The sequence below is a fragment of the Pseudomonas sp. B21-015 genome, from assembly GCF_024749285.1.
Lineage (GTDB): Bacteria > Pseudomonadota > Gammaproteobacteria > Pseudomonadales > Pseudomonadaceae > Aquipseudomonas.
The window spans coordinates 1,878,370-1,901,777 of the sequence record NZ_CP087196.1 but is presented as its reverse complement, the minus strand read 5'-3'; the positions used below and the strand labels follow the sequence as shown (position 1 = coordinate 1,901,777).

General features: G+C 58.6%; 25 protein-coding genes. 4 read left to right on the top strand and 21 right to left on the bottom strand.

Annotation, left to right across the window (positions count from 1 at the left end; translation table 11 throughout):
• Positions 1–114: 114 nt before the first annotated feature.
• Positions 115–1,005, bottom strand: a complete 891-nt coding sequence (locus LOY38_RS08680) for an AraC family transcriptional regulator (protein WP_258699656.1) — start codon at positions 1,003–1,005, stop codon at positions 115–117.
• Positions 1,006–1,196: 191 nt separating this feature from the next.
• On the opposite strand from LOY38_RS08680, the gene LOY38_RS08675 reads away from it, so the two are divergent.
• The gene (locus LOY38_RS08675; protein ID WP_052964829.1) at positions 1,197–2,249 is read left to right on the top strand and encodes an NAD(P)-dependent alcohol dehydrogenase; all 1,053 of its coding nucleotides are present in this window, start codon (positions 1,197–1,199) and stop codon (positions 2,247–2,249) included.
• On the opposite strand, the gene LOY38_RS08670 is transcribed toward LOY38_RS08675, so the two are convergent.
• The 12 genes from LOY38_RS08670 to LOY38_RS08615 all read right to left on the bottom strand — a co-directional run bounded on the left by LOY38_RS08670 (position 2,246) and on the right by LOY38_RS08615 (position 12,389).
• Entirely contained in the window at positions 2,246–3,049 is an 804-nt protein-coding gene (locus LOY38_RS08670; protein WP_258699655.1) for an IclR family transcriptional regulator, read from the bottom strand. The two genes, LOY38_RS08675 and LOY38_RS08670, sit on opposite strands and share 4 nt — an antisense overlap.
• A 60-nt stretch (positions 3,050–3,109) precedes the next feature.
• A complete protein-coding gene (locus LOY38_RS08665; RefSeq protein ID WP_258699654.1) occupies positions 3,110–4,420 on the bottom strand; it encodes an MFS transporter in 1,311 nt (436 codons plus the stop codon).
• 172 nt (positions 4,421–4,592) lie between these two features.
• The gene (dgoD, locus tag LOY38_RS08660; RefSeq protein ID WP_258699653.1) at positions 4,593–5,741 is read right to left on the bottom strand and encodes a galactonate dehydratase; all 1,149 of its coding nucleotides are present in this window, start codon (positions 5,739–5,741) and stop codon (positions 4,593–4,595) included.
• Between the two features lie 46 nt (positions 5,742–5,787).
• On the bottom strand, positions 5,788–6,408 hold the full coding sequence (locus tag LOY38_RS08655; protein WP_258699652.1) for a 2-dehydro-3-deoxy-6-phosphogalactonate aldolase: 621 nt from the start codon (positions 6,406–6,408) through the stop codon (positions 5,788–5,790).
• 19 nt (positions 6,409–6,427) lie between these two features.
• On the bottom strand, positions 6,428–7,420 hold the full coding sequence (locus LOY38_RS08650; protein ID WP_258699651.1) for a 2-dehydro-3-deoxygalactonokinase: 993 nt from the start codon (positions 7,418–7,420) through the stop codon (positions 6,428–6,430).
• Between the two features lie 109 nt (positions 7,421–7,529).
• A complete protein-coding gene (locus LOY38_RS08645) occupies positions 7,530–8,411 on the bottom strand; it encodes a hypothetical protein (protein WP_258699650.1) in 882 nt (293 codons plus the stop codon).
• Between the two features lie 89 nt (positions 8,412–8,500).
• On the bottom strand, positions 8,501–9,004 hold the full coding sequence (locus LOY38_RS08640) for a hypothetical protein (RefSeq protein ID WP_258699649.1): 504 nt from the start codon (positions 9,002–9,004) through the stop codon (positions 8,501–8,503).
• Between the two features lie 343 nt (positions 9,005–9,347).
• On the bottom strand, positions 9,348–9,719 hold the full coding sequence (locus tag LOY38_RS08635; protein ID WP_258699648.1) for a hypothetical protein: 372 nt from the start codon (positions 9,717–9,719) through the stop codon (positions 9,348–9,350).
• A gap of 132 nt (positions 9,720–9,851) precedes the next feature.
• Entirely contained in the window at positions 9,852–10,592 is a 741-nt protein-coding gene (locus LOY38_RS08630) for an alpha/beta hydrolase (protein WP_258699647.1), read from the bottom strand.
• 6 nt (positions 10,593–10,598) lie between these two features.
• Positions 10,599–11,093: a PAAR domain-containing protein gene (locus LOY38_RS08625; protein WP_258699646.1), complete on the bottom strand. Its 495-nt coding sequence runs from the start codon at positions 11,091–11,093 to the stop codon at positions 10,599–10,601.
• Positions 11,090–11,752, bottom strand: coding sequence for a hypothetical protein (locus LOY38_RS08620; protein WP_258699645.1), 663 nt, complete (start codon positions 11,750–11,752; stop codon positions 11,090–11,092). The genes LOY38_RS08625 and LOY38_RS08620 overlap by 4 nt, the downstream gene beginning before the upstream one ends.
• A 154-nt stretch (positions 11,753–11,906) precedes the next feature.
• Complete coding sequence (locus LOY38_RS08615; protein WP_258699644.1) at positions 11,907–12,389, bottom strand: GNAT family N-acetyltransferase; 483 nt, start codon at positions 12,387–12,389, stop codon at positions 11,907–11,909.
• Positions 12,390–12,621: 232 nt separating this feature from the next.
• Between LOY38_RS08615 and LOY38_RS08610 the strand changes: the two genes are divergently transcribed.
• From LOY38_RS08610 to LOY38_RS08600, 3 genes are all read left to right on the top strand, one after another.
• Complete coding sequence (locus LOY38_RS08610) at positions 12,622–13,275, top strand: HD domain-containing protein (RefSeq protein WP_258699643.1); 654 nt, start codon at positions 12,622–12,624, stop codon at positions 13,273–13,275.
• Between the two features lie 127 nt (positions 13,276–13,402).
• Positions 13,403–13,657, top strand: a complete 255-nt coding sequence (locus LOY38_RS08605) for a hypothetical protein (protein WP_258699642.1) — start codon at positions 13,403–13,405, stop codon at positions 13,655–13,657.
• A 118-nt stretch (positions 13,658–13,775) separates the two neighbouring features.
• Positions 13,776–14,156: a Rho termination factor N-terminal domain-containing protein gene (locus LOY38_RS08600; RefSeq protein ID WP_258699641.1), complete on the top strand. Its 381-nt coding sequence runs from the start codon at positions 13,776–13,778 to the stop codon at positions 14,154–14,156.
• A 137-nt stretch (positions 14,157–14,293) separates the two neighbouring features.
• On the opposite strand, the gene LOY38_RS08595 is transcribed toward LOY38_RS08600, so the two are convergent.
• From LOY38_RS08595 to LOY38_RS08560, 8 genes are all read right to left on the bottom strand, one after another.
• A complete protein-coding gene (locus LOY38_RS08595; protein WP_258699640.1) occupies positions 14,294–15,223 on the bottom strand; it encodes a PfkB family carbohydrate kinase in 930 nt (309 codons plus the stop codon).
• Positions 15,216–16,682 (bottom strand): cytosine permease, encoded by a 1,467-nt coding sequence (locus LOY38_RS08590; protein ID WP_258699639.1) that lies wholly within the window; start codon positions 16,680–16,682, stop codon positions 15,216–15,218. The genes LOY38_RS08595 and LOY38_RS08590 overlap by 8 nt, the downstream gene beginning before the upstream one ends.
• A gap of 220 nt (positions 16,683–16,902) precedes the next feature.
• On the bottom strand, positions 16,903–17,901 hold the full coding sequence (locus tag LOY38_RS08585; RefSeq protein WP_258699638.1) for an ADP-ribosylglycohydrolase family protein: 999 nt from the start codon (positions 17,899–17,901) through the stop codon (positions 16,903–16,905).
• On the bottom strand, positions 17,898–18,611 hold the full coding sequence (locus LOY38_RS08580) for a GntR family transcriptional regulator (RefSeq protein ID WP_258699637.1): 714 nt from the start codon (positions 18,609–18,611) through the stop codon (positions 17,898–17,900). The genes LOY38_RS08585 and LOY38_RS08580 overlap by 4 nt, the downstream gene beginning before the upstream one ends.
• Before the next feature lie 203 nt (positions 18,612–18,814).
• Entirely contained in the window at positions 18,815–19,783 is a 969-nt protein-coding gene (gene araH, locus LOY38_RS08575) for an L-arabinose ABC transporter permease AraH (protein ID WP_258699636.1), read from the bottom strand.
• Positions 19,784–19,792: 9 nt separating this feature from the next.
• The gene (gene araG / locus LOY38_RS08570; protein WP_258699635.1) at positions 19,793–21,337 is read right to left on the bottom strand and encodes an L-arabinose ABC transporter ATP-binding protein AraG; all 1,545 of its coding nucleotides are present in this window, start codon (positions 21,335–21,337) and stop codon (positions 19,793–19,795) included.
• Between the two features lie 65 nt (positions 21,338–21,402).
• Complete coding sequence (locus LOY38_RS08565) at positions 21,403–22,407, bottom strand: substrate-binding domain-containing protein (RefSeq protein WP_258699634.1); 1,005 nt, start codon at positions 22,405–22,407, stop codon at positions 21,403–21,405.
• A 131-nt stretch (positions 22,408–22,538) separates the two neighbouring features.
• Positions 22,539–23,357: an SDR family oxidoreductase gene (locus LOY38_RS08560; protein ID WP_258699633.1), complete on the bottom strand. Its 819-nt coding sequence runs from the start codon at positions 23,355–23,357 to the stop codon at positions 22,539–22,541.
• Positions 23,358–23,408: the final 51 nt, after the last annotated feature.

Here is a 23,408-nt window from a genome sequence, read left to right as displayed (position 1 = left end):
ACAAAACTCTGTGGGAGCGGGCTTGCCCGCGATGACGGTTTATCATCCAACATCAAAGTCGACTGACCCACCGCAATCGCGGGCAAGCCCGCTCCCACAGGGATTGGTGCTGTCTCAAGCAGCGCGCTCATCCCCAGGACTACGCTCAAAGTAGCGCTTGTACTCGCGGCTGAACTGCGACGTGCTCTGATACCCCACCCGATGCGCCACCTGAGCCACGCCCAGTCCTTCGCCCAGCAACAACTGCTGCGCCCTGAGCAAACGCAAACGCTTCAAATACTGCACCGGCGACAACAAGGTGCTGCGTTTGAAATGCTCATGAAACGTCGACGCGCTCATGTTCGCGCAACTGGCCAGGGTCTCGACGTTCAGCGGCTCGGTGTAATGCGCATGCAGATGGCTCAGGGACGCCGCGATCCGGGCGAACTGCCCCTGTTGCTCCACCAACGCCCGCAATACATCGGCTTGCGGCCCACGCAACGCCACGAACAACAATTCACGCAAGCGCGCCGGGCCCATGACCTGACATTCCAGCGGATCGTGCAGGCAGCGCAACAACCGTTCCACACAACCGCGCATGGCATCGTCGAGCACCGCCGAGGTCATGGATTCGGGTGTCTGCGCGGCAACAGTGCGCCCCGGCGACAATCCCATGGCCAGCACCAACTCACTGAGCAACACCCGGTCAATGGCGATGGAAACGCCCAGCATCGGGCCATCTGGAGCCGAAAACGTCTCGCACTCGAAGGGTACCGGCAGCGCCTGAATCAGGTAATGCCCGGCACCATACTCAAGCGTACGCGGGCCCAGATACGCCAACTTGCTGCCTTGGGCGATGATGACCAGGCTTGGCTCGTAGATTTGCGGGCCACGGGCCACATCACAACTGGCCCGCAAAACCTGTACCCCTGGCAATGCGGTGGGAGCGAAACCATCGCGAACAGTCAGCGGCTGGATCAGCGAAACCAGGGTGGCATTGGCATCGAGATGACGGGTCAACAACATGAGGAGCTCTTCACAAAAAAAGTCGCGAAAAAGGGATGAAAGCATCATCGCAGGTCTGAACGCCAATGCGCCCCATCAAAGGCGCATGCCGGAGGATTAGGCATGACACCCGAAGGAATCGCCATGGCCGGTGCCCCGTGCGGCGCCCAGAATTGCTCGCCTCACCCGTCACAGCTTTTGCGAGGTTCACCATGTACACCGCCATCGGATACGCCGCTCAGTCAGCCACCACTCCCCTCGCCCCGATGAAATTCGAACGCCGCAGCCCGCGCGCCGACGACGTTGCGATCGACATTCTCTACTGCGGCGTCTGCCATTCCGACATCCATCAGGCACGCAACGAGTGGGGCATTGCGGTTTACCCACTGATGCCTGGTCACGAGATCGTCGGAAAAGTGACCGCCGTCGGTGCGAATGTTACCCAACACAAAGTCGGCGATCTGGTCGGCGTCGGCTGCATGGTCGACTCGTGCCGCCACTGCGAAGCCTGCCAAGCGGATCTGGAGCAATACTGCCTCGAAGGTCCGACCATGACGTACGCCACCCCGGACCGGGTCGATGGCAGCAACACCATGGGCGGTTACTCCGACAGCATCGTGGTCAGCGAGCACTTTGTCGTGCGTATCCCGGAGAAACTCGACCCGGCCAGCGCCGCACCGATTCTATGTGCCGGCATCACCACCTACTCGCCGCTCAAGCACTACGGCGTCAAGGCCGGCGACAAGGTCGGGATTCTCGGCATGGGTGGCCTCGGTCACATGGGCATCAAGTTCGCCAAGGCGATGGGCGCTGAAGTGACGTTGTTCACCCGCTCGGCGAGCAAGGCTGAAGAAGGTCGTCGTCAAGGCGCGGACCACGTGATCGTGTCCACCGATGCTGAACAGATGAAAGCTGCCGCCGGACATTTCGACTTCCTGCTGGACACCATTCCGGTGCAGCACGACCTCAATCCCTACCTCGATACGCTGCGTTTCGACGGCGTACACATTCTGGTGGGCCTGATTGAACCGATCGATCCACCGGTCCACGCTGCCAAACTGGTATTGGGTCGTCGCGTGTTGGCAGGCTCCCTGATTGGCGGTATCGCCGAAACCCAGGAAGTGCTGGATTTCTGCGCCGAGCACGGCATCACCTGCGACATCGAAATGCTCGACATCCGCCAGATCAACGAGGCTTACACCCGCATGATTGCCGGTGACGTGAAGTACCGCTTCGTGATCGATATGGCGACGCTGAAGGTTTAAACCTTCAAGCCAAGCTCCGCCGACAGCCGGGCTGTGACCCCTTTGATCAGGGGAATCAGCTCGGCCATTTTTTCCAGCGGCATGTACGGCACGGTGCTGGCGATGCTGATACCGGCGACGATGCGCTTGCTGGCATCGCGGATCGGCGCCGCCACGCAGCGGATCGACGGTTCGTTGTCTTCCAGGTCGAAGGCGTAACCGCCGGCCACGTACTCGATCATGCGCTGCTGAAACTGCTCCCAGGATTGCTCCGGGTGCTGCGGCCAGAACTGATTCTTCCCGCCCACCGGCAAGCTGATTTCGTACAGCCGTTGCCATTCTTCCTGCGTGTCATCGAGCATCAACGCCTTACCGATGCCGGTACGCGCCAATGGCATGCGATGGCCGACCCGCGAGCGCATTTCCGGGCCGTTGCGCCCTGGATTCTTGAGCAGGTACAGCACCTCGTCGCCCTCACGAATCGCCAGGTGAATGGTGTCGCCGGTCAACGCCGACAACTCATCCAGATACGGCCCGGCCAACGTTACCAGCGGCAGTTCTTCCCGCGCCTGGAAACCCAGCTCGATCAGTTTCGGCCCCAGTAGGTAACCAACTTGCGGCACCACCCGCAGATAACGCTCGTCCACCAGGCAACTGGCCAGACGATGAGTGGTGCTGCGCGTCGTGCCGATCAGCCGGGCGATTTCCTTGAGATCGCGGGCGCCACTGGCCACGGCCTGAACCACACCCAGGCCACGAAGCAGTGTCTGGGTGCCGGTCGGTGCGGCGTCCTTGGCGATTTTTGGGGCGTCTTCCTGCATATCCAGCCTTTACCGTTGAGCGAGTGAACGGGCGGCATTATGGTCGCCCGATGGCCGCGACTACAACTTGATACGCTCGACCTTACCCACCAGCAACACATAGGAAAGCGCACCCAGCAACGCCAGCACCGAGATATAGGTGATCGCCGGGGCAAACGAATCGCCGGAGGCGAGGAAACCGATGACGATGGGCGTGGTAATCGCCGCCAGGTTACCGATGAAATTGAACACGCCACCGGTCAATCCAAGCAAGCGTGCCGGGGCCAGGGTCGACACCAGCGACCAGGTGATCGAGGCCAGGCCATTGCCGAAGAAGGCCAGCGCGAGGAAGGCAATCACCAGCGGCGTCGACTCGACGAAGTTGGCACCGATGATCGAGGTGGAAATCAGCAGGCCGCCAATGATCGGCAACTTGCGGGCGAAACCCACCGTATAGCCGCGACGGATCAAAAAGTCCGAGAAGAACCCCGAACACAGCACGCCAACGAAAGCCGCCAGAAACGGTAGCGACGCCAGCAAGCCAGACTTGATGAAGTCCATGCCGCGATATTTCACCAAGTAAGTCGGGAACCACGTCAGAAAAAACCACAAGGTCGAATTGAGGCAAAACTGGCCGAGGTAAATGCCCCACAACTTGCGTTTACTCAGGACAATCCCGAGATCGACCCAGCTGAATTTCGCCTTGGCCTTCGCGGTTTCAACCTGGATATCCACCAGCCCGCCGCCCTCGCGGATCAGCTCGATTTCAGCGTCATTGGCGCCCTTGAAATCCCGTGGTTCGCGATACACCGCGTACCAGATCACCGCCCAAATAATGCCCACCACGCCGGTGCTGACAAACACCATGTGCCAGCCATATTGGTGTTGCAGCCAGGCGAGTACCGGCGTCAGGAACGCCAGGCCGACGAACTGCCCGGAGGTGTAGAAGCCAATGGCGGTGGCGCGTTCGCGCTCGGGGAACCAGGTCGTCACCACGCGGCTGTTGATCGGATAGGCCGGCGCCTCCAGGGCACCGACCGCCATGCGCAGCACGAACAGCGCGATGAAACTGGCGGCGAAGCCGAGCATCACCGTGGCCAGCGACCACAGCAGCAAGGCGACGCTATAGAGAATGCGCGGCGGTACCCGGTCCACCAACCAGCCGCCGGGGATTTGCATGGCGGCGTAGGTCCAGCCGAACGCGGAGAAGATCAGCCCCACATGAATCGGATCGATGCCCAGATCGCTGGTCAGCGCCGGGGCGGCAATCGACAGGTTGCTGCGGTCGAGGTAGTTGATCACCACGGTGATGAACAACAGGACCATGATGAAAAAACGCTTGCGACTGGGCGTCACCAACGATGCTTGCCCGGTGAGGGTTTGCGGTTGCATTGGGGGGTGCCTCTTCTTATGTTTATTGAGGTCAAGTTGAAGACTTGCGCTGTACCCTGTGGGAGCGGGCTTGCCCGCGATAGCGCCCTGTCAGTCACATCAATGCCGAATAGGCTGCCGCCATCGCGGGCAAGCCCGCTCCCACAGGGATTTGTGTTGAGTCAGGAGGAGCTCACCACTCGGCAAAGCTGCCATCGGCATGGCGCCAGATCGGGTTGCGCCAGCGGTGGCCGACCGCCGCGCGTTCGATCACGTATTCCTCGTTGATCTCGATGCCCAGGCCCGGGCCATTGGGGATCTTCACGAAGCCTTTGTCGTAGTCGAACACCCGCGGATCTTTCACATAATCGAGCAGGTCGTTGCTCTCGTTGTAATGGATGCCCAGGCTCTGTTCCTGGATGAACGCGTTGTAGCAAACCGCGTCCAGTTGCAGGCACGCCGCCAGGGCAATCGGGCCCAACGGGCAATGCAGCGCCAGGGCCACGTCGTAGGCTTCGGCCATGTTGGCGATCTTGCGGGTTTCGGTGATGCCGCCAGCGTGGGAGGCATCGGGCTGGATGATGTCGACGTAGCCTTCGCTGAGCACACGCTTGAAGTCCCAACGCGAAAACAACCGCTCGCCGAGGGCAATCGGCGTGCTGGTCAGCGGAGCCAGTTCTTTCAGCGCTTCGTAGTTTTCACTGAGCACCGGCTCTTCGATGAACATCAGTTTGTACGGGTCGAGTTCCTTCATCAGCACCTTGGCCATGGGCTTGTGCACCCGACCATGGAAGTCCACGCCGATGCCGACATTCGGGCCGACCGCATCGCGCACGGCGGCAACGTTGGCCAGCGCCAGGTCGACCTTCTCGAAGGAATCGAGGAATTGCAGTTCTTCGGTGCCGTTCATTTTCACCGCCGTGAAACCACGGCTGACCGCTTCTTTCGCAGCGCGAGCGGCGTCCGCCGGGCGATCACCCCCGATCCACGAGTAGACGCGGATCTTGTCCCGCACCTGGCCGCCCAGCAAGTCGCTGACCGACACACCCAAGGCCTTGCCTTTGATGTCCCACAACGCCTGGTCGATACCGGCCAGGGCACTCATGTGGATCGCCCCGCCCCGGTAGAAACCGCCACGGTAGAGCACGGTCCAGATGTCTTCGATGTTGCGTGGGTCTTTGCCGATCAGGTAGTCGGACAATTCCTCAACCGCAGCGGCGACGGTGTGCGCGCGGCCTTCGACCACGGGCTCACCCCAACCGGTCACGCCCTCGTCGGTTTCGACCTTGAGGAAGCACCAGCGCGGCGGAACGATGAAGGTACTGAGTTTGGTGATTTTCATCTTTTTATCTCTCTTATAGATGTAGCGCGCTCGGCGCCAAAAAGTCTTAACGCAGAGCGTTCCATGCAGCGACATACGCCTTGGCGCACACCGCTACTTCGTCAGCCGTCATACCCGGTTTGAACAACCCGGAACCGAGGCCGAAACCTTTGACGCCGGCCTCGACAAACACCTGCATGTTGTCCGGCGTAATCCCGCCCACCGGCACCAGCACCGTCCCCGCCGGCAATACCGCCAACCAGGCTTTCACAACGGCTGGGCCCATCTGTTCGGCCGGGAACATCTTCAGCACATCCGCCCCTTCGGCGAGCGCCGCAAAGGCTTCGGTCGGCGTCGCCACGCCCGGCGACAGGAACAGCCCGGCGGCCTTCGCCGCGCGCAACACCTTGGCATCGCTGTGAGGCATGACGATCACTTGGCCGCCCGCCACTTTCACTTGCTCGACCTGTTCCGGCGTCAACACCGTGCCCGCACCGATCAGGCAATCGGCGGGTAACGTACGGCGCAGGATGCGGATGCTCTCGTACGGTTCGGGGGAATTAAGCGGCACTTCGATGACGCGAAATCCGGCCGAGTACAGGACTTCGCCGACGGCTGCCGCCTCTTGCGGGCGCAGGCCACGCAGGATCGCGATCAGACCGTTTTGTGCCAGTGCTTGCTTGAACATGTCAGACCTCCAGTCAGGTTTAACGGGATGGGTTTGCAGTGATCAGTCCGGCGGCGACCGCCAACTGCCACAACCCGCGCTCGGTGGCCTGTTCGGCCAGGGCCACCCGGGCAAAACCACAGGCTTCGAGTGCCCGGCTGTAGCGGGTGCAGAGTTGGGCGTTGCCGATGAGGATGATCGAAGGCAGGTGCACGCTGTTGTGCCGGTGCCGCTGAACATTGGCCAGGGCCGACAGTTCATGACCGATCAACAGGCCGGACAGATAGTCCGGTTGCGCGGCGCAACTCAGTTCGCCGGTCAGCCCCAGACTGCGGGCACTGAACAGCGTCGACAGCGGCCCGATCTCGCCGTCCGCCGACAGCGCCACTTGCACGCCACGGTCAAACGCTTCGCCATCAAAAGATGCACCGCGCTGCTGAGTGCGCCCGAGAATGCTGTGTTCGCTGAGCACGGCGAAGACTTCGCCGGTCATGAAAGTATCGAAATGCACGATGCAGCCATCGGCCACTTCCACCCATTTCGAATGGCTGCCCGGCAAGCCGATCAACAGATCGTTGCCCGCCCCGCTCGGCAGATTCTGCAACACACCGAGGACCTGGGTTTCCTCGCCACGCATCACGTTCGGCAAGCGCGAACGCTGAATCACGCCCGGCACGATGTGCACATCGACACCGCGAAGGCTGCGAACGGTTTGTAGGGAAGTTCCGAGATTGGCGACGTTCGCCGGCGTGTCGCAGTAGGCCGCTTCGCGCCAGCCCTGAGCACTGCCGACCATGCCGCAAGCAATCACCGGCAAATCAGGCTGTGCGTCGAGCCAGTCACCGCACGCCTCATCGAAGGCCAATTCAAAACCGTCGGCACATTCCTGGCCAGCGATGATTCGCGGCGTCTTGGGCAGCTGCATGATCCCGGACGAGAGCGCACGCTGTTCCAGCACCTGGCCACCGAAACCGAGTTTGTAAGCACGTAATGAGGTTGTCCCCCAATCGAGCGCGATCAATTGCGCCAGCATCGCTTCACCTGTTTTGTTTTTTGGCAGTGAGTGAGCTGGACTATAGGCCTCCCAGAGGGAAGATCTCAATATGTAATTTTGCTTCCCATATTTTGGGATTATAACGCTTTTATATTGGAATACCTCCAACCCCCTCTTCAGACACAAAAAGCTTGAAGGTTTCATAATGCTCCGCACCGAACATGTGCGTTTCGCCCCGAGCATCACTTAAACCGCCTTCTTCGCGTCCATCGGCGCGCTTGATGGTGTAACCGACGTTCGCTTTAGGCTGCATGGTTTTGATGTCCACAATGCGAAATTTACCTTTCAACGGCGCGAATGAACTCAACAGCCCACTGTAGGGCAAACCGCTGCACACTCCCCCATGAACGATGATCTCGCCCGCGTAGTAGCGCGTCTCGTTGATGCAGATCTGTTCAAATTGCAACCATGACAGTTGTCGATCTTCTGGTGGTAAAATCACATACTCAGGAGCCGTAATCTCTTTCTCAACTTCGACAATAATCCGTGACGTTGGAATGTACATAACCTTGGAGTAATACGCCTTGTACAAAAACGCGGTAACTGTTGCCTTGCACGGAATATATTCCTGTTTTTTCAATAACGACAGCAACACTTCTTTGCGGATAGGCCGAGAACTACTCCCCTTATCTTCATCTTCTTCAAACATCAATTTGCTGTTGAATTCATAACGACGATCCCCCTCAACAATGCGCACTTCGTCGACAACGGCACGCCCTGACAGTTGAATATGATGCAGGATAGAAAAATCAACGTCCCCATCCAGAGAGCAGTTCAGCCAAGTCCCTACCTGCGCGCTTATGCCATGTGCCTTATACAAATTAACCAGATCTCTGTCGGACCTAAAGCGCAGGTTATAGAGCCCTGAATCATACTCAATTGATGCAAATTCGATTCGTGGTGCAGGCACGTCCAAATGCATGCACGACGAGCACATAAAAAACGCAAAAACCAACAGAAACTTTTTCATTTTTCGCCCAAAAAATAAAAAAAAACGACAAAACAACACTAGCCAATGGCAAATCCAACTACAAAACAATAAATGCTTTGACATCAGACTCATTTACCATCCACGGCTTGTTTTATTCTTACAACCGGGACGTACATCACATTCGAAAAATAGGTATTCGTCATCGTTGCGCTAACCAGAAACCGACAAGCCACATACTCTTTATTCGACAGGAGACCTTTCAATTCCGGTACCCCCAAAGCCCTCTCGCTAGCACCAGCGGAAATAGACTCATTAAAAATAATCTGTGAGACAAACTTAAATCCTGGTTGAGTTTTATCCCGAGCAACGGCACCCTGAGCGAAATACTTCATCCGATGATCCAGATTGAAATCGACATCATCTGCCAAGGCACACATTAATTTTTCACCAACACGCGACTTGTATGAACCGAGAATATCGATATCTGCTGAAAAATATAGATTATAGACAGGTGTATCGCGCACCCTTGCTATTCTTGAGAAATCAAGATTAGCAAGGGCTTTATCTTGATTGAAGGAACACCCACCCAAAACAAAAACAGTGACAAGCAAAAAAAATTTCGGGATATTCACATCAACCTCTGAAATGTTTATTAATAGATTGAATCACGTACGCAAGAGCAGACTTCTCATCCGCCAAAACCGTCGTAAACACAACATCCGTCTCTTCATGATTTACATCCATTTTACTATTCACATTAGGCCCTTCTTCCAACCCTGCTTTAGCTTTGGTTTTTCTGGATAAATGTTTGAAATAGCTCCCACCATCGCTCCATTACCAGCGGGGTCCAGTGTCACCAACCGTGAGGCAGGCTCTAGATGGTTTGCTAAGCGGTGATTGGAAAGCGACGGAGTAGACATGAAAAGTCCCGAGGCTCTTTGTTTCCTGACAAGAGGCCTCACCAAGCGCTGGATTTTATTTTTTATCGATAGCTCGCACCAAATCGCCTGTTGGAACACGCATAACATTTGAAAAATAAGTCTTATAGGTTGTAGTATGAACCCGAAACACACAGGAAATGTAGCTTCGATTAGTTAACCAACGACTCAACACCTCGCCCTCCGGAAAAATCTCTGCGCCTTTTTCTCCAGTTGACTCCCTGAAAATAACATCGGCCTTGTATTTGTACACCGAGTCATCTTCAATGCGTTCCACCAGACCATAGCCAGAACGTTTTATCTGATGAGCCACGGCAAAATCGAGATCATCATCAACTGCGCAGATCAATCCTTGACCGATGCTGGACTTGAATAGATCAAGAATCGCAACATCCGAAGTAAAGCGCACCTGATATATCCCAGCATCTCTTAACTCCTCAACATCGGAATATATCAGCGTCGCTATCGGCTTCCCGTGATTCAGAGAACACGAAGCGCACAAGGCAATAGCGACCAATAAAACGCATCGAAATATCAAATGTTATTCCTTAAAATAGTTCAAAATTGACTCATTCAGTATTTGCCGAGCTGTTTTTCCATTATTCAATGGCCGAATGTACATGATATGTGCATCGGCGTGATTTACGTCAACCCGCCCCATCACATCCGGCCCTTCGACAACTTCCCACTGCCCGCCAAAATCTGCGACCCTGTCAGACAAATTGCGCTTTTCAGGTGCAGCAGCAGCTCGAATATTAACCCAGTACTCAGCTTTCGGCTTAGGTTGCAATCTATATATATTCGAAATACTCCAAACAACCTTACCTTCACCAACCGGGTCAATGGTTATCAACATTCTTACCTTGTAGCCTTTATCGGTCAGAACACTGGACAGGTGCGCGCCATTCCACCCCCCAAGACTATGACCGATGATATATACCGCTGTAGAGCAATCAGGTATTTTTTTCAGCACATGCTCTGATAAATCTTTGTCAGTAATAAAATCATTATAACCAAGAGGCCAAGACTCAAACTTTCCTTTCGGAAATTCTAGCTGCTTTGCATCTCTTATAAATATCTCACGCACATCATCCACATTATTATTCGGCCCACTCAGATAGTAGCTCTCCTGATCCCCAGCACCACCTATAAAAAACACAACAAAATTTCGTAGAGAAACAGAAACCTGCTTGACGGACTGATCCGTCTTACATGTCAGCGTACGCGTTTTCACCTCTCTTTTCGCCAAGGGTGCTTCTACTGTCGCGCCTTCATCAGCCATACCTGATTACTCCACAAACAATTTAATGGTTTCAGCCAAATGAGAACTGACGGTATGGGTAAACCCCGACGCATCGGTGATGCCATGCTCTTCGCTGCCGTCACCACGCTGAATGGTGTAGGGGTGATAGGGAACAGGCTCTCCGGTCGCCTCGTTAACCACCTGCAACCTGTCCGTAAAATGCACCGGCATCGGCAACAACCCACTAAACGCCGCCCCTCCGCCACTCTGACCAATAATCACGGTTCCAGAGCCGCCAACCACCACGTTGCCGTGACCGCCCGTACTGTCGAGCATTGCGGCGTTGAGGCCATTGATAAATACCGTGCCAGAGACGGCGCCGGTGATCGGGCTGCCACAGGCGGATTTGTCCGTCATGCGCGCAGCGCCGAGGCCGTCGAAGAACACGTCCGGGGAACCGGATGCGATCGGGTTGGTGCCATGGCCTGGCAACGGGCACGCCGTCGGGTCGGTGATGCGCGCAGCAGGTTTTCCACTCAACTCAAAGCTCCTTGCTTCTGAGGTTCAGGGTGAGGCTGATAGATATCGACGTCGGTCTCGACTAAGCACCAGCGGTTATCGACCGGGTCGAACAGCGCATGGCAATCCTCATGGCTGTCGGGGGATGAAGCGGTGTGAAGGGTTTGCCAGGCTTCGGCGACTTGCCATTTCAGATCTGCATCCGAGGCGCTGTCGAGGTCGTTGAGCACGGCGTTGTAGTCGCGCAGACCGATCCGGTCATAGGACGTTTGCAGCAGGCTGGCCATCTGCGGGCCGAAATCGATGTAATGCTTTGCGGTCCATTGGCCGATGTCGGAATAGACGTACCAACCCATGGGCGACAGCATGCCGTCATTCAATAGCGATTGATCCGCCGGGACAACGAAGCCACAGCAGACATGCAGCTTCAGCCAGCCCTGATGCTCCTGGATAAAAGGATTCGGATCGAACGTGCGAAGCGGTACGACGCGATACTCCTCAAGACCGCGACCGCGCGTCATCAACTCGGCGTCCAGACGCGAAACGAACGCCCGGATCGCCTTACCGCCCGCGCGGTCGAGGGTGCAAAGGATATCCACCGATTGGCGATGGAGATCGTCCGTGGAGCCGAGGTTTTTCACCAGGCCATACAAACGCATAGTCGCCCGAAGTCCGCTCATCGCCGGCCACTCATTGACGCAGCGAAGGCTCCACGGGCGTGGAGAAAGAGTGCCAAAGGCATTGCAGGTGTCGTCCGTGAGCGCGCAAAGGGCGCACAGAATGCCGGACTAGAGCGGTGCGAACAACAGATTCGTATCAGATTGCCAGCAGCGATCAACGTCCCTCGGCAAACTCGCGCAACACCACCCCATCCATCCGATACCGCACCCACTCTTCCTGTGGCTGTGCGCCGAGGGATTTGTAGAATTCGATCGCCGGTTTGTTCCAGTCCAGCACACTCCATTCGAAACGGCCGCAGTCATTGGCGCAGGCGATTTTTGCCAGGTGGCGCAGTAAAGTTTTACCGGCCCCGCCGCCTCGTTGCTCCGGGGTGATATAGAGGTCTTCGAGGTACAGGCAATTGCTGCCCAGCCAGGTGGAATAGCTGAAGAAGAACACTGCAAAGCCGATCGGCAAGCCATCGCGCAGGCAGATCAGGCCATGGGCGGTGGCGCCTTCGCTGAACAGGCTGCGCTCGATGTCGGCGACGCTGGCGATGACTTCGTGACGGGCACGTTCGAAGTCGGCCAGTTCAGTGATGAACGCGAGGATTTGCGGAGCATCGCTGGGGGTCGCCGGGCGGATGTCGATCGTCATGGACGTGCCTTGTCAAAAGTTGAAAACGCCATACTAAGTCCGCACGCGGCGCTCGTCACATTTGAAAGCAATGTGGCGAGGGAGCTTGCTCCCGTTCGGCTGCAAAGCAGTCGTAAAAACTGGCGACGCTGTTGTAACTGAAATACCGTGGCGTCTGGAGTCGGGGCTGCTGCGCAGCCCAGCGGGAGCAAGCTCCCTCGCCACAAAAGCGTTTCTACACTAAGGGACTTTTATGACCACCACTGCTTTCGCGCCTCTGCACCATCTGGCTTCTGAACTGCTGCCTCATGCGCTGGAACCAGGCGAGGACGGCGCTCATGATCTGTCGCACTTGCAGCGGGTGTGGCACAACGTGCGCACGCTTCACGCCGAAGCAGGTGGTGATCTTGAGGTGCTGCTGGCAGCCGTGCTGTTGCACGATTGCGTGGCGGTGGAAAAGAACTCGCCGCGGCGCTCCCAGGCTTCACGGCTGGCGGCGCAGAAAGCGTCGACAGTGCTGATGGCAATGGATTGGCCTGGCGCAAAAATCACAGCGGTCGTCCATGCCATCGAAGCCCATAGCTTTAGCGCCAACATCACGCCCATCACCCTCGAAGCGAAAATCATCCAGGACGCCGACCGCCTCGACTCCCTTGGCATGCTCGGTGTGGCGCGTACCTTCTACATCGCCGGGCGCATGGGCAGTGCGTTGTACGACCCTTTGGACCCAGAGGCAAAAGAACGGGACTACGACGACAAACGCTTTTGCCTGGATCATTTCCAGACCAAGCTGCTGCACCTGGCGGACGGGTTCCAGACAACCGCCGGCCAGCGTCTGGCGCAGATTCGCCATCAGCGTCTGAAGGGGTTCATGGAGCAGTTCAAAGAAGAAATAGGCGTCGACTGATCAGCCAGAACGGCACCGCTCGTCGTTCCTCAGGCACCAATCCAGGTCGGGGATGGACCAATATCGGGTAAGGGCTCGCCGATGCGAGCCTGGTGCAATACCCGTCCATCCCAACCAAGAGGTAACCATGAACGTCGATAAAAACCTGGAGAAAGAAGTCCTGACCCGCCTGCTGCACGCCCACCCAAGTGGCTTGGGCAAGGAGGTTCTGGACAATTACCGGGGGGAGAAAGTCGTGGCCAGCACCCTCGCCACGCTGCAGGAGCGCGGGCTGATCCAGCACGGTCATGTGATCTGCAACGAAACCGGCGAGCACTCGCTGAACCTGCCGATCAAACTCAGCGCCGCAGGGGTTGAGGCGGCGCGCAAGCTGGACGTCTGACCGTGTAGGAGCTGCCGCAGGCTGCGATCTTTGGATTCGAAGATCAAAAGATCGTCCGAACGCGACCCAAGCCTTCGCCAGCGCCTACGGATACACACCTGAAGCAAGGAGAAATCCCATGCCTCGTGGAAGCAAAGACAAATACACCGCCGAGCAAAAACGCAAAGCCGAACACATCGAAGAGAGCTACGAGCACAAAGGCGTGTCCAAAGATGAAGCCGAAGCTCGCGCCTGGGCCACGGTGAACAAGCAGTCGGGTGGCGGTGAACGCGCCGGCGGTTCCGGGCGCAAGAAGCCGGCCAGCGCCAAGTCTGCAGATCGCAAGGAATCAGCCCGTCGTGCGGTGGCCACCCGTGAAGGCAAGCCGCGCAACAGCAAGGCTTCGCGCGAGACGCAGACGGTGGACAGCCTGATGAAAGAAGCCCGGGCGAAGAAGATTCCGGGGCGCTCGAGCATGCGCAAGCAGGCGTTGATCGAGGCGTTGCGCAAGGCCGGATAAGCGTCCGGATTTGAGGGTGAGTTTGAGGGCCCCTTCGCGAGCAGGCTCGCTCCCACAGTTGATCGCTGTTGGCCGAGATATTGTCGGCTGACATAGATATCCAATGTGGGAGCAAGCCTGCTCGCGATAGCGGTCAATCAGGCGCCATAGGTCTCGCGAATCAACGCATCCACCTCAGCCGTCCCCGGCGAAGTCGCCGGCCCCCAGCGAGTGACCGCCAACGCCGCAGCCGCATTCGCCCGCAAAGCCGCTTCGACTGCCGATAATCCGTGCGCCAACCCGGTGACAAAAACTCCCGCGTGAGCATCCCCTGCGCCGTTGCTGTCCACCGCCACGACCTTGAATCCCGGCACATGCTGGTGATCGCCGCGCTGGCTGATCCAGCACCCTTGCGGCCCATCGCGTACCACCGTCAACACCTCGGTCGGCAGATGATCCGCCAGCCGATTCAATGCCTCGTCGATATCCTTCGCCCCGGTAAACCGCAGCGCCTCGACACGGTTGCTGGTCCACAGATCGATGCGTGGCAACAACGCCTTCATCAGCGGCGCGTCCGGCGAATCCACCAGCGGGCCCGGATCGAACACCACCTTGGTCCCGTCCGGCAAAGCCACCACCCAATCCACCAGCACCTGCGCCTTGCCGCCCTGCAGCAGGCTATAGCCGCTGACATAGACAAAGTCACCCGCCTCGGCCGGCACACTCGCCAGGTCTTCAGCGGTCAATTCGCCTTCGGCACCGATGTAGGAAATGAACGTGCGCTCGGCCGAGGCTTCGGTCAGCGCGACGCACACTCCGGTGTCGCGCTCGGTGCTCTGATCGAGGCCAATCCGAATCCCTTCAGCCTTCATCGCCTCCCGGGCCAGGTCGCCGAAACGGCCCTTGCCATGGCGCCCGAGGTAGACCACCGGCAAGCCATTTCGCTGGGCCGCAGCCATTACATTGAAGCCGCCGCCGGCCTCGAAACGGGCCGATTGCGCCAGCACGTCGCCACCCGAATGAGGCAGTTCATCCACGGCCATGACCAGGTCGATGATGACCTGGCCGGTGTGCAATAGTTTAGGCATGAGCCGGCTCGAACAACGCGGCGCGGCGGTCCCTGGCGCCGCCGAGTACCCGGTAAATGCCACCGGCCACCACGAACGTCACGATCCAGCCCAGGCCGTTGTGCCCCAGCCAGGAGTCGGACAGAAAGCCCCGGAACCAGACATCCTGTTCGGTGGTGCCAATGGTGGTGAAACTGAACCCCAGCACAATCGCCACCGCCCATGCACCAAACGCGCGCCACTCGACGCCACCGCGATACCAGTAGGCGCTACCCGGGCTGACGTCCAGCAGGTCTTTGGGGCTGTAGTAATGACGATGGATCAGGTCGACCACGAAGATCCCGACCCACGCCGTGATCGGCACCGCCAGCAAGGAAATGAAGGTGATAAACGGGCCGTAAAAGCTCTCGGCGATCAGCATGAAGTAGATGGAACCAGCAAAGATCGCAATGATATCGACCACCACCGCATACACGCGTTTGACCTTCAGGCCGAGGGTCAAGGTGGTCAAACCGGCGGAGTACACCGACAGGTTGTTCGACAGCAGCAGCCCGCCGAACGCGGTGATCAGGTACGGCACGGCCATCCAGGTTGGCAGCATGTCGCGGATCGCGACTATCGGGTCAGTGGCCGAGGCCAGATCATTGTTGCCCACTGACAGCAGGCCGCCGAGGGTGATCAGCAGCACCAGCGGAATCCCCGCCCCGAAGGCCGCCGACGCCACCAGACGCACGGCTTTGACACTGCGGTGCTGGTAGCGCGACATGTCCGCACCGGCGTTGGCCCAACCGATCCCGGTGCCGGCGGCCATGGTACCGATGCCAATGATCATCGCGCTCAAGGGCGCTGGCGTGGCGTTGAACACGGCGCTCCAGTCGATGGTCGCGCAAAGGAAACCGCCCACCAGGATATTCAGTGCACCGAACACGTAGGTCGCCCATTTCTGGATCACCAGCAACGTGGCGTGACCGAGGCCGGACACCGACAACGTCAGCAGCACGAACATCGCGATGAACACCAAGGTCAGCAGCGGCGCGCTTTTGGCTTCCACCGGCGAGCCGAACAAAATCGAGCACAGCGACAGCAAGACGAATGCGGCGGTGGTGGTGTTAACGGTTTCCCAACCCAGACGCGACATCAGCGAGACCAGCGTCGGGCCGATATTGCCGCGCACACCGAAGATCGCCCGCGACAGCGTCAGGCTCGGTGCGCGACCACGACGACCGGCAATGGAGATGATCCCCACCACCGCGAAAGAACCGGCGGCACCGAGGATGGCGACGATGATCGCCTGCCAGATCGCCAGGCCGCGGAAGGCCACCAGCGTGGCGCCCAACGGCAGGCCGAGGATGGAAATGTTCGCCGCGAACCAGACCCAGAACAGTTGCAGCGGATGACCGTTGCACTCGCCTTCCGGCACCGGTTCGATGCCACGGGTTTCCAGTTGCCCGGCACTTTGCCCGGCTTTCGATGAACTCATGAAAACTGCTCCTGTTGCCATTGTTGTAGTTGTGGGCAATTCGGAAGTCGATATAACTTTCCGGCGATCCTGGCCATGTTTGTGCGCTCCATTGCGAGTGAAAAATTCAAGTATGTGATGCGTCCATCGCGGGCAAGCCCGCTCCCACAGGTACGGCGTGCATCTCAAGGTTTGTACTATCCCTGTGGGAGCGGGCTTGCCCGCGAAGACGCCAGTCCAGTCAACGCAGAGCCAACAGCCCCTGCACCAACGGTTCCAGCTGCAAATCATTTACCGCTTTAACCTGCTCGATCATCGCCACAGGCCAACTCTCAAGCCCCAGACAAGCGCCGAGCATGGCGCCGAGAATCGCCGCGATGGTGTCGGTATCTCCGCCCAGACTGGCCGCCATGCACAACGCTTCGAAGGCACTCATCTCATCAATGGCTACTTGCTGAGCCAGCGCAAACGACACCACCACCGATTCCTGTGAGGCCACCGAAGTGCCGATCACATCGTAGAGCAAGTCCGCCAGCAACGCCTTGTCGCTGTCGATGCTGATGCTGCGCGCCCAACGGATGCGCGAGGCAATACGCCCGCCGGCAACCCAGTGGCCATGACCTTCGGCTTGCTGCGCAATCTGCTGGCCGAGGTTCAACGCCTCCCCCAGGTCCATGCCGTTGATCCCGGCAGAAACCACCGCCGCCACCGCCGCCGCGCTGGAAATTCCCAGCGAGGTGTTGTGGGTGACCTGACAGGCTAGCACCACGGCGCGGATGAAACGCTCGGGATCGGTCACATCGGCGGCAATCCCCACCGGCGTGATGCGCATTGCCGCGCCATTGGTGGTGCCGTAGCGTCCCGCCTCCTCTGGCGAGTAGCCGGCGAGGATCATCTCGATCGCGCGCTTGGTCGAGGGGCCGAGTAAATCCTGCGAACCCTTGGCCCGCATCCCGGCTTCCCATTCGATCAATCGTTGGGCAAGCACCGTCGGTTCGATCCGGCCCTCGCCGTCAATCAACAACTGGCCGATCAGGATCGCCTGTTCGGTATCGTCAGTGATCGAGCCTTTGGGCATGTTCGCGGCGATCGGTTGATCGGGGCCTGCGTCGTGCAGCTCCGTGATTTCGCCAAAGCGCGCCTTGATCTCGGCGCGGCTCAGGGATTGTGTCGGCATGCCCAACGCATCACCCAGGGCCAGTCCGTAAAACGCGCCGAGGGCATGGTCGAGCGCGATCATTTTGCAGTTCCAATTTGCAGGTGCAGACGAAAATGCACCGGATCGAGCAGGCTTTCGACTTGTTCCATGAAGCGGTTCTGACGGTCGTAAGTGGTGCGCAGGGCCTTGAGGAACACCGTGCCCTCCGGGCGCCCGAGCAACTTGGCATCTTCGGCATTCAAGGGTTCGGCACCGATCCATTGATCCCCGTGGTCGCCAATGTAACCGTAGGCGGCCAACGTGATGGTCAGGGAGTCATCGATCAGACCGACTCGCGGCAGGCCTTCCAAGCCTCCGGTGGCAGGCATCAATGAGCGTTCAAGGGACACCAGCGTGCCATCGGTGCCGCGGCGGCGACGGTCGAGGGTGATGAACTGATCGATGCCCAAACGTGGTAGCAGGTCAGGACGGGACACTGCCTCCAGCCGCAGCACTTCAGTGTTGATCAACGCCCCGCTGTCGGCCAGTGCCTTGCCCCAGCCGTTGCGTTGATCGAGCACCACCCCGTCGTAAGTGACGATGGAGCCCACCGCGCTTTGCGTGGCGAGGTTGTGGCGTCGTTTCAGTTCGACCAGCGCTTCACGCAATGTGCCGTGGCTGACCTTGAAGGCTTGAGCCAATCGATGTTCGCCCGGCAATAGAATACCGTCCTCCATGAGGCCGCTTTCGATGCGCCGGATGAGCTCGTCGCTCACCTGTTGTTTCTTGTCAATTCGTAGCGGTCTAATCATGTACACCTCGGGTGTACCGTCATAGCTGAAACGGGTTGGGGCGAGCAAGGAATATTTTGTGAAAGTGGGTGAAGGATGCGGGCTCAACATCGACCGCTGCGCGGTCAATCGTCGGATCGCCACATTCGATTCCACGTACACACAGCTCGAGGACGACACAGACCAACTGTGGGAGCGGGCTTGCTCGCTCCCACAAGGGTAAGTCAGCGTTGTTTCAATCGGTCGATCACCACCGCCAGCAACAGGATCGAACCGCGAATCACGTACTGATAAAACGTATCGATGTTCTTCAGGTTCATCGCATTCTCGATGATCGCCAGAATCAGCACCCCGGCAATCACATGCCGAATCATCCCGATCCCGCCGCTCAGCGACACCCCACCCAGCACGCAAGCGGAGATCACCGTCAGCTCGAAACCCTGGCCAATCATCGGCTGACCGGACGTCATCCGCGACGCCAGAATCACCCCGGCCAACGCACCGATCACACCGTGCACGGCGAAGATGATGATCTTGGTCCGGTCAACATTGACCCCGGCCAGCAACGCCGCTTCCTGGTTGCCGCCGATGGCCATGGTGTTGCGCCCGTAGGTGGTGTAATTCAGCAACCAACCGAAAAACAGGAAGCAGACGATGGTGATCAGAATCGGCACCGGCACCCCAAACAACTGGCCGTTACCGAACACGAAAAACTGCTCCTGGGACACGCCCACCGCTTTGCCGTTAGCAAAAATGTAAGCCAGGCCACGAACGATCTGCATCGTCGCCAGCGTGGTGATCAACGCATTGACCCGTAGCTTGGCGATCACGATCCCGTTGATCAGCCCGACAATCAGCCCCATCACCAGCGCCGCGCTCACGCCAAGGAACACGCTGTCGGTGTCACGCATCACCACCGCCGCGACCACGCCGGCGCAAGCAATCACCGAGCCCACCGACAAGTCGAAATGCCCGGACGCCAGGCAATACAACATGGTGCACGCGGCAATCCCGGTGGTGGAAATCGCCAGGCCCAGGCCACGCATGTTCAGCGGCGAAAGGAAGTTATCGATCAGCAAGGTGCAGAGCACGAAGATCCCGATGGCCGCCAGCAGCATCACCCAATCATCGAGAAAGCGCCGCAAGTCCAGAGGTTTGCGCGGGGTTGGCAGAGCGTTGTTTTGGATGGTCATAGTCACCTCTCAGTTCGCCACGTCGGCAGCGCGTTGGCGTGGCAACGCCAATTGCAGCAGGTTGGATTCATTGGCTTGTTCGCGGGTCAGTTCGCCGCGCATGACGCCTTCGCAAAGCACCAGGATGCGGTCGGAAATGCCCATGACTTCCATCAGGTCGCTGGACACCACAATCACCGCGATGCCGCTGGCGGCCAGGTTATGGATGATCTGGTAGATCTCCGCTTTTGCGCCGATGTCGATGCCCCGGGTCGGCTCGTCGAGCAGCAGGACTTTCATCGGCATCGACAGCCAGCGACCGAGAATCGCCTTCTGCTGATTGCCACCAGACAGGTACATGATTTTCTGCGCCGCGTTGGGCGTCTTCACCTTCAGCGCCTTGATCTGCTTGTCGGCGTTGCCCTTTTCCCACAACCCACGTAACAGGCAACCGAAGGTGGAATGAGCGCCGCGTGCGCTGATATTGATGTTCTCGGCGACGCTGGCGAGCGGCAGGATGCCCTCCTTCTTGCGGTCCTCGGGGCACAGCAGAATCCCCGCCGCGATGGCATCTCGTGGTGAGTGCAATTTCAGTTCATGACCGCGCAGTTCCAGGCGCCCCGCCGTGTTGCGCGTAAGCCCGCTGAGCATCCGGAACAGCTCGGTGCGCCCGGCCCCGACCAGGCCAAACAGCCCGAGGACTTCACCCTTGTGCACCTCGAAACTCACCGGCTCACGCAAGCCCGGCCCCAGTAAACCGTCGACCTTGAGCGCCACCGCGCCACGGGGACGACTGCGGTAATCGTAGATGTCCTGAATGTCGCGACCGACCATGCACGTCACCAACTGGTCATGGCTCAGCGCGCTCATGTCCTCGAAGGTGCGCACGAAGCGGCCGTCCTTGAATACCGTCACCGCGTTGCAGATGCGGAACACTTCTTCCATGCGATGAGAGACGTAAAGCACCACTTTGCCTTCGTCCCGCAGGCGACCGATGATCGCCATCAAGCGATCGATCTCCCGCGCCGACAGGCTGCTGGTGGGTTCGTCGAACGCGATCACATGCGCGCCACGGGACAGTGCCTTGGCGATTTCCACCAGTTGCCGCTGGCCGAGGGACAAGCGCCCGACCTTCTCTTGCGGATCGATTTCATCGGCCAGACCTTTGAGGCAGGCCAGCGCTTGCTGACGCAAAGCGCCGCGATTGATCAGGCCGAAACTCGCCGGCAAATGGCCGAGAAACAGGTTCTCGGCCACGGTCATTTCCGGCACCAGGTGCAGCTCCTGATGAATCACCGCGACCCCGCTGCCAATGCTGTCGGCAGTGGACTTGAAGACCCTCGTCTGCTCGCCGATCCGCAGGTCACCACTGCTCGGCGTGTAAGCACCGCCAAGGATTTTCAGCAACGTCGATTTACCGGCGCCGTTCTCACCCATCAAGGCGTGAACCTGCCCCGGATGGGCGACGAAGCTGATGCCGTCCAGCGCCTTCACCCCGGGAAAGGTTTTGCCGATCCCGTTGAAGCGCAAGCTGCCGCCAACGCTGTGTCCGTGTGTCTGTACTTGTGCGTGCATAACCCACCTCTTCACACCGATCAGGCAGCCCCGTTGCCAGGGCCGCCGATGAAATCAACCGACCCTCAATTCCACAGGCCGATCTTTTCCAGTTCCTGCTTGAAGTTGTCACGCGTGATCAGTGTCACGTCGTCCATGGCGGTGTATTTAGGCGGTTCTTTGCCGGTGGTGACCCACTCATGCATCATGCTGGCGGTGTTGTAACCCTCGATGTGCGGGCTCGGCAGCATCGAGCCGAAGAAGCCGCTGTTGGCTTTTTTCAATTCGCCGATGGCATCGGTGCCGTTGATGCCGATGCCAATCACGTTGGCGGCGGCAAAACCGGCGCTTTCGGTGGCGCGCACGCCACCCAGCACGGTGTTGTCGTTCATGCCGCCGATGATCAGGTTTTTCGCCGCGCCCGGCAGTTTCACCAGCGCCGAGTTGGTGGCGTCCATGCTGCCCGGTACGTCGAGGGTTTTGAGGGCCGAGAACAGGATGTGGTCTTTCGGCATCCCGGCATCTTCCAGGGCTTTAACCGAACCGTCGGTGCGTTTCTTGCCGGTGTCGAGTTCGTTGAAGGTGTTGATCACCGCATAGGTTTCTTTCCAGTCCCAGCCGCGTTTTTTCGCTTCGGCAGCCATGGCGGCGCCCTGCTTCTGGCCGACTTCGAAGGCCGCCATGCCGAGGTACGGCACATCTTCCATGAACTTGCCGCCGGCATCGACAAAGCGGTCATCGACGGCGATCACTTTCAAACCATTGAGCTTGGCCTTGGCCATGATCGCAGGCCCCAGGGATACGTCCGGCGGGCAGATCACGAAGCCCTTGGCGCCGTTGGCCGCCAGGCTGTCGATGGCCGAAAGGGTTTTCTCGCCGTCAGGCACGGCGATCTTGATGACGGTGAAGCCCTTGTCTTTGCCGGCCTTTTCGGCGAAGGCCCATTCGGTCTGGAACCAGGGCTCTTCGGCTTGCTTGACCAGAAAACCGATCTTCACTTCCTCGGCCGCCAGTAACGTGCTGCTCAGGCTGACCGCGGTGACCGCCAAAGCGGCACAGCACAGGGAACGGATCCCACGACGACGTTTCATAAGCTGACTCCTTGTTATTTTTTTTTGAGCGTTATTTGAAAGCCAATACAGCGGTCGAAGCATGCAGCCAATAGTCATATCGTATGATGATTGGATTTCAGACGTAGTTTCGCGCCTGAAACCCGCGTTATTCAGTCGTGGTACATCACCGAACGCCCACCATCGATGGTGATGCACGAGGCGTTGATGAACGGTGCTTCATCGCTGGCCAGAAACACAGCCGTCATCGCCACTTCAATCGGCTGGCCGATGCGTCGTGGTGGATGCAGGTCGAAGGCGCGCTGACGTTCGGCGTGGGGGTCGGCAAAACCGTTCCAGTAATCGACGTTCAGTTGGGTTTCGATGTAGCCCGGCGCGATGGCGTTAACGCGAATGCCCTTGGGTGCGTATTCGATGCCCAAGGCACGGGTCAGCCCGAGCAAGCCATGCTTGGCCACCGGATAAGGGAAGCAACCTGGAATAATGTGGGTGGAATGGGTCGAGGCGATGTTGATGATGCTGCCGATGCCCTGCTCGATCATTTGCGGCAGCACAGCTTTGCAGCCATACCAGGCGCCGTCCAGGTCGATGGCGAAGCAGCGACGCCAGTCTTCCTCGGTCATTTGCAGCGGATCGCGGAACACATTGACCCCGGCGCAGTTGACCAGCACGTCGATCCGGCCATGAAGCTCAATGGCCAGTTTGGCCATGGCGTGCAGGTCTTGCTGGCGCGAGACGTCGGCCTTGATCGCCACGACATCCGCACCTTGTTCGCGCCAATGCGCCGCGACTTTTTCGACTTTTTCGGCCTGGATATCGCTGATGATCAGCCTGGCCTGCTGGGAGGCGAAGGTCGCGACAATCGCTTCGCCAATACCCTGAGCCGCGCCGGTCAGCAGCACGACCTTGTTTTTCAGGCGCTCACCCTTGGGCGGTTCGGGTACCGGTGGCAAGGAAAGAGGTTCAGCCATGGATCAACACTCCTGTTCGAAGGCACGACGAAAACCGGACATCTGTCGATG

Excerpts from the sequence above, each read along its gene's own strand:
- LOY38_RS08585 (WP_258699638.1), bottom strand. The coding sequence starts at position 17,901 with ATGATCGCGCTCGACCATGCCCTCGGCGCGTTTTACGGACTGGCCCTG.
- LOY38_RS08615 (WP_258699644.1), bottom strand. The coding sequence starts at position 12,389 with ATGACGATCGACATCCGCCCGGCGACCCCCAGCGATGCTCCGCAAATC.
- araH (WP_258699636.1), bottom strand. The coding sequence starts at position 19,783 with ATGACCATCCAAAACAACGCTCTGCCAACCCCGCGCAAACCTCTGGAC.
- LOY38_RS08590 (WP_258699639.1), bottom strand. The coding sequence starts at position 16,682 with ATGAGTTCATCGAAAGCCGGGCAAAGTGCCGGGCAACTGGAAACCCGT.
- LOY38_RS08665 (WP_258699654.1), bottom strand. The coding sequence starts at position 4,420 with ATGCAACCGCAAACCCTCACCGGGCAAGCATCGTTGGTGACGCCCAGT.
- LOY38_RS08650 (WP_258699651.1), bottom strand. The coding sequence starts at position 7,420 with ATGCTGGCGCAATTGATCGCGCTCGATTGGGGGACAACCTCATTACGT.
- LOY38_RS08670 (WP_258699655.1), bottom strand. The coding sequence starts at position 3,049 with ATGCAGGAAGACGCCCCAAAAATCGCCAAGGACGCCGCACCGACCGGC.
- araG (WP_258699635.1), bottom strand. The coding sequence starts at position 21,337 with ATGCACGCACAAGTACAGACACACGGACACAGCGTTGGCGGCAGCTTG.
- LOY38_RS08675 (WP_052964829.1), top strand. The coding sequence starts at position 1,197 with ATGTACACCGCCATCGGATACGCCGCTCAGTCAGCCACCACTCCCCTC.
- LOY38_RS08565 (WP_258699634.1), bottom strand. The coding sequence starts at position 22,407 with ATGAAACGTCGTCGTGGGATCCGTTCCCTGTGCTGTGCCGCTTTGGCG.
- LOY38_RS08655 (WP_258699652.1), bottom strand. The coding sequence starts at position 6,408 with ATGTTCAAGCAAGCACTGGCACAAAACGGTCTGATCGCGATCCTGCGT.
- dgoD (WP_258699653.1), bottom strand. The coding sequence starts at position 5,741 with ATGAAAATCACCAAACTCAGTACCTTCATCGTTCCGCCGCGCTGGTGC.
- LOY38_RS08595 (WP_258699640.1), bottom strand. The coding sequence starts at position 15,223 with ATGCCTAAACTATTGCACACCGGCCAGGTCATCATCGACCTGGTCATG.
- LOY38_RS08630 (WP_258699647.1), bottom strand. The coding sequence starts at position 10,592 with ATGGCTGATGAAGGCGCGACAGTAGAAGCACCCTTGGCGAAAAGAGAG.
- LOY38_RS08610 (WP_258699643.1), top strand. The coding sequence starts at position 12,622 with ATGACCACCACTGCTTTCGCGCCTCTGCACCATCTGGCTTCTGAACTG.
- LOY38_RS08620 (WP_258699645.1), bottom strand. The coding sequence starts at position 11,752 with ATGAGCGGACTTCGGGCGACTATGCGTTTGTATGGCCTGGTGAAAAAC.
- LOY38_RS08680 (WP_258699656.1), bottom strand. The coding sequence starts at position 1,005 with ATGTTGTTGACCCGTCATCTCGATGCCAATGCCACCCTGGTTTCGCTG.
- LOY38_RS08605 (WP_258699642.1), top strand. The coding sequence starts at position 13,403 with ATGAACGTCGATAAAAACCTGGAGAAAGAAGTCCTGACCCGCCTGCTG.
- LOY38_RS08645 (WP_258699650.1), bottom strand. The coding sequence starts at position 8,411 with ATGAAAAAGTTTCTGTTGGTTTTTGCGTTTTTTATGTGCTCGTCGTGC.
- LOY38_RS08560 (WP_258699633.1), bottom strand. The coding sequence starts at position 23,357 with ATGGCTGAACCTCTTTCCTTGCCACCGGTACCCGAACCGCCCAAGGGT.
- LOY38_RS08600 (WP_258699641.1), top strand. The coding sequence starts at position 13,776 with ATGCCTCGTGGAAGCAAAGACAAATACACCGCCGAGCAAAAACGCAAA.
- LOY38_RS08580 (WP_258699637.1), bottom strand. The coding sequence starts at position 18,611 with ATGATTAGACCGCTACGAATTGACAAGAAACAACAGGTGAGCGACGAG.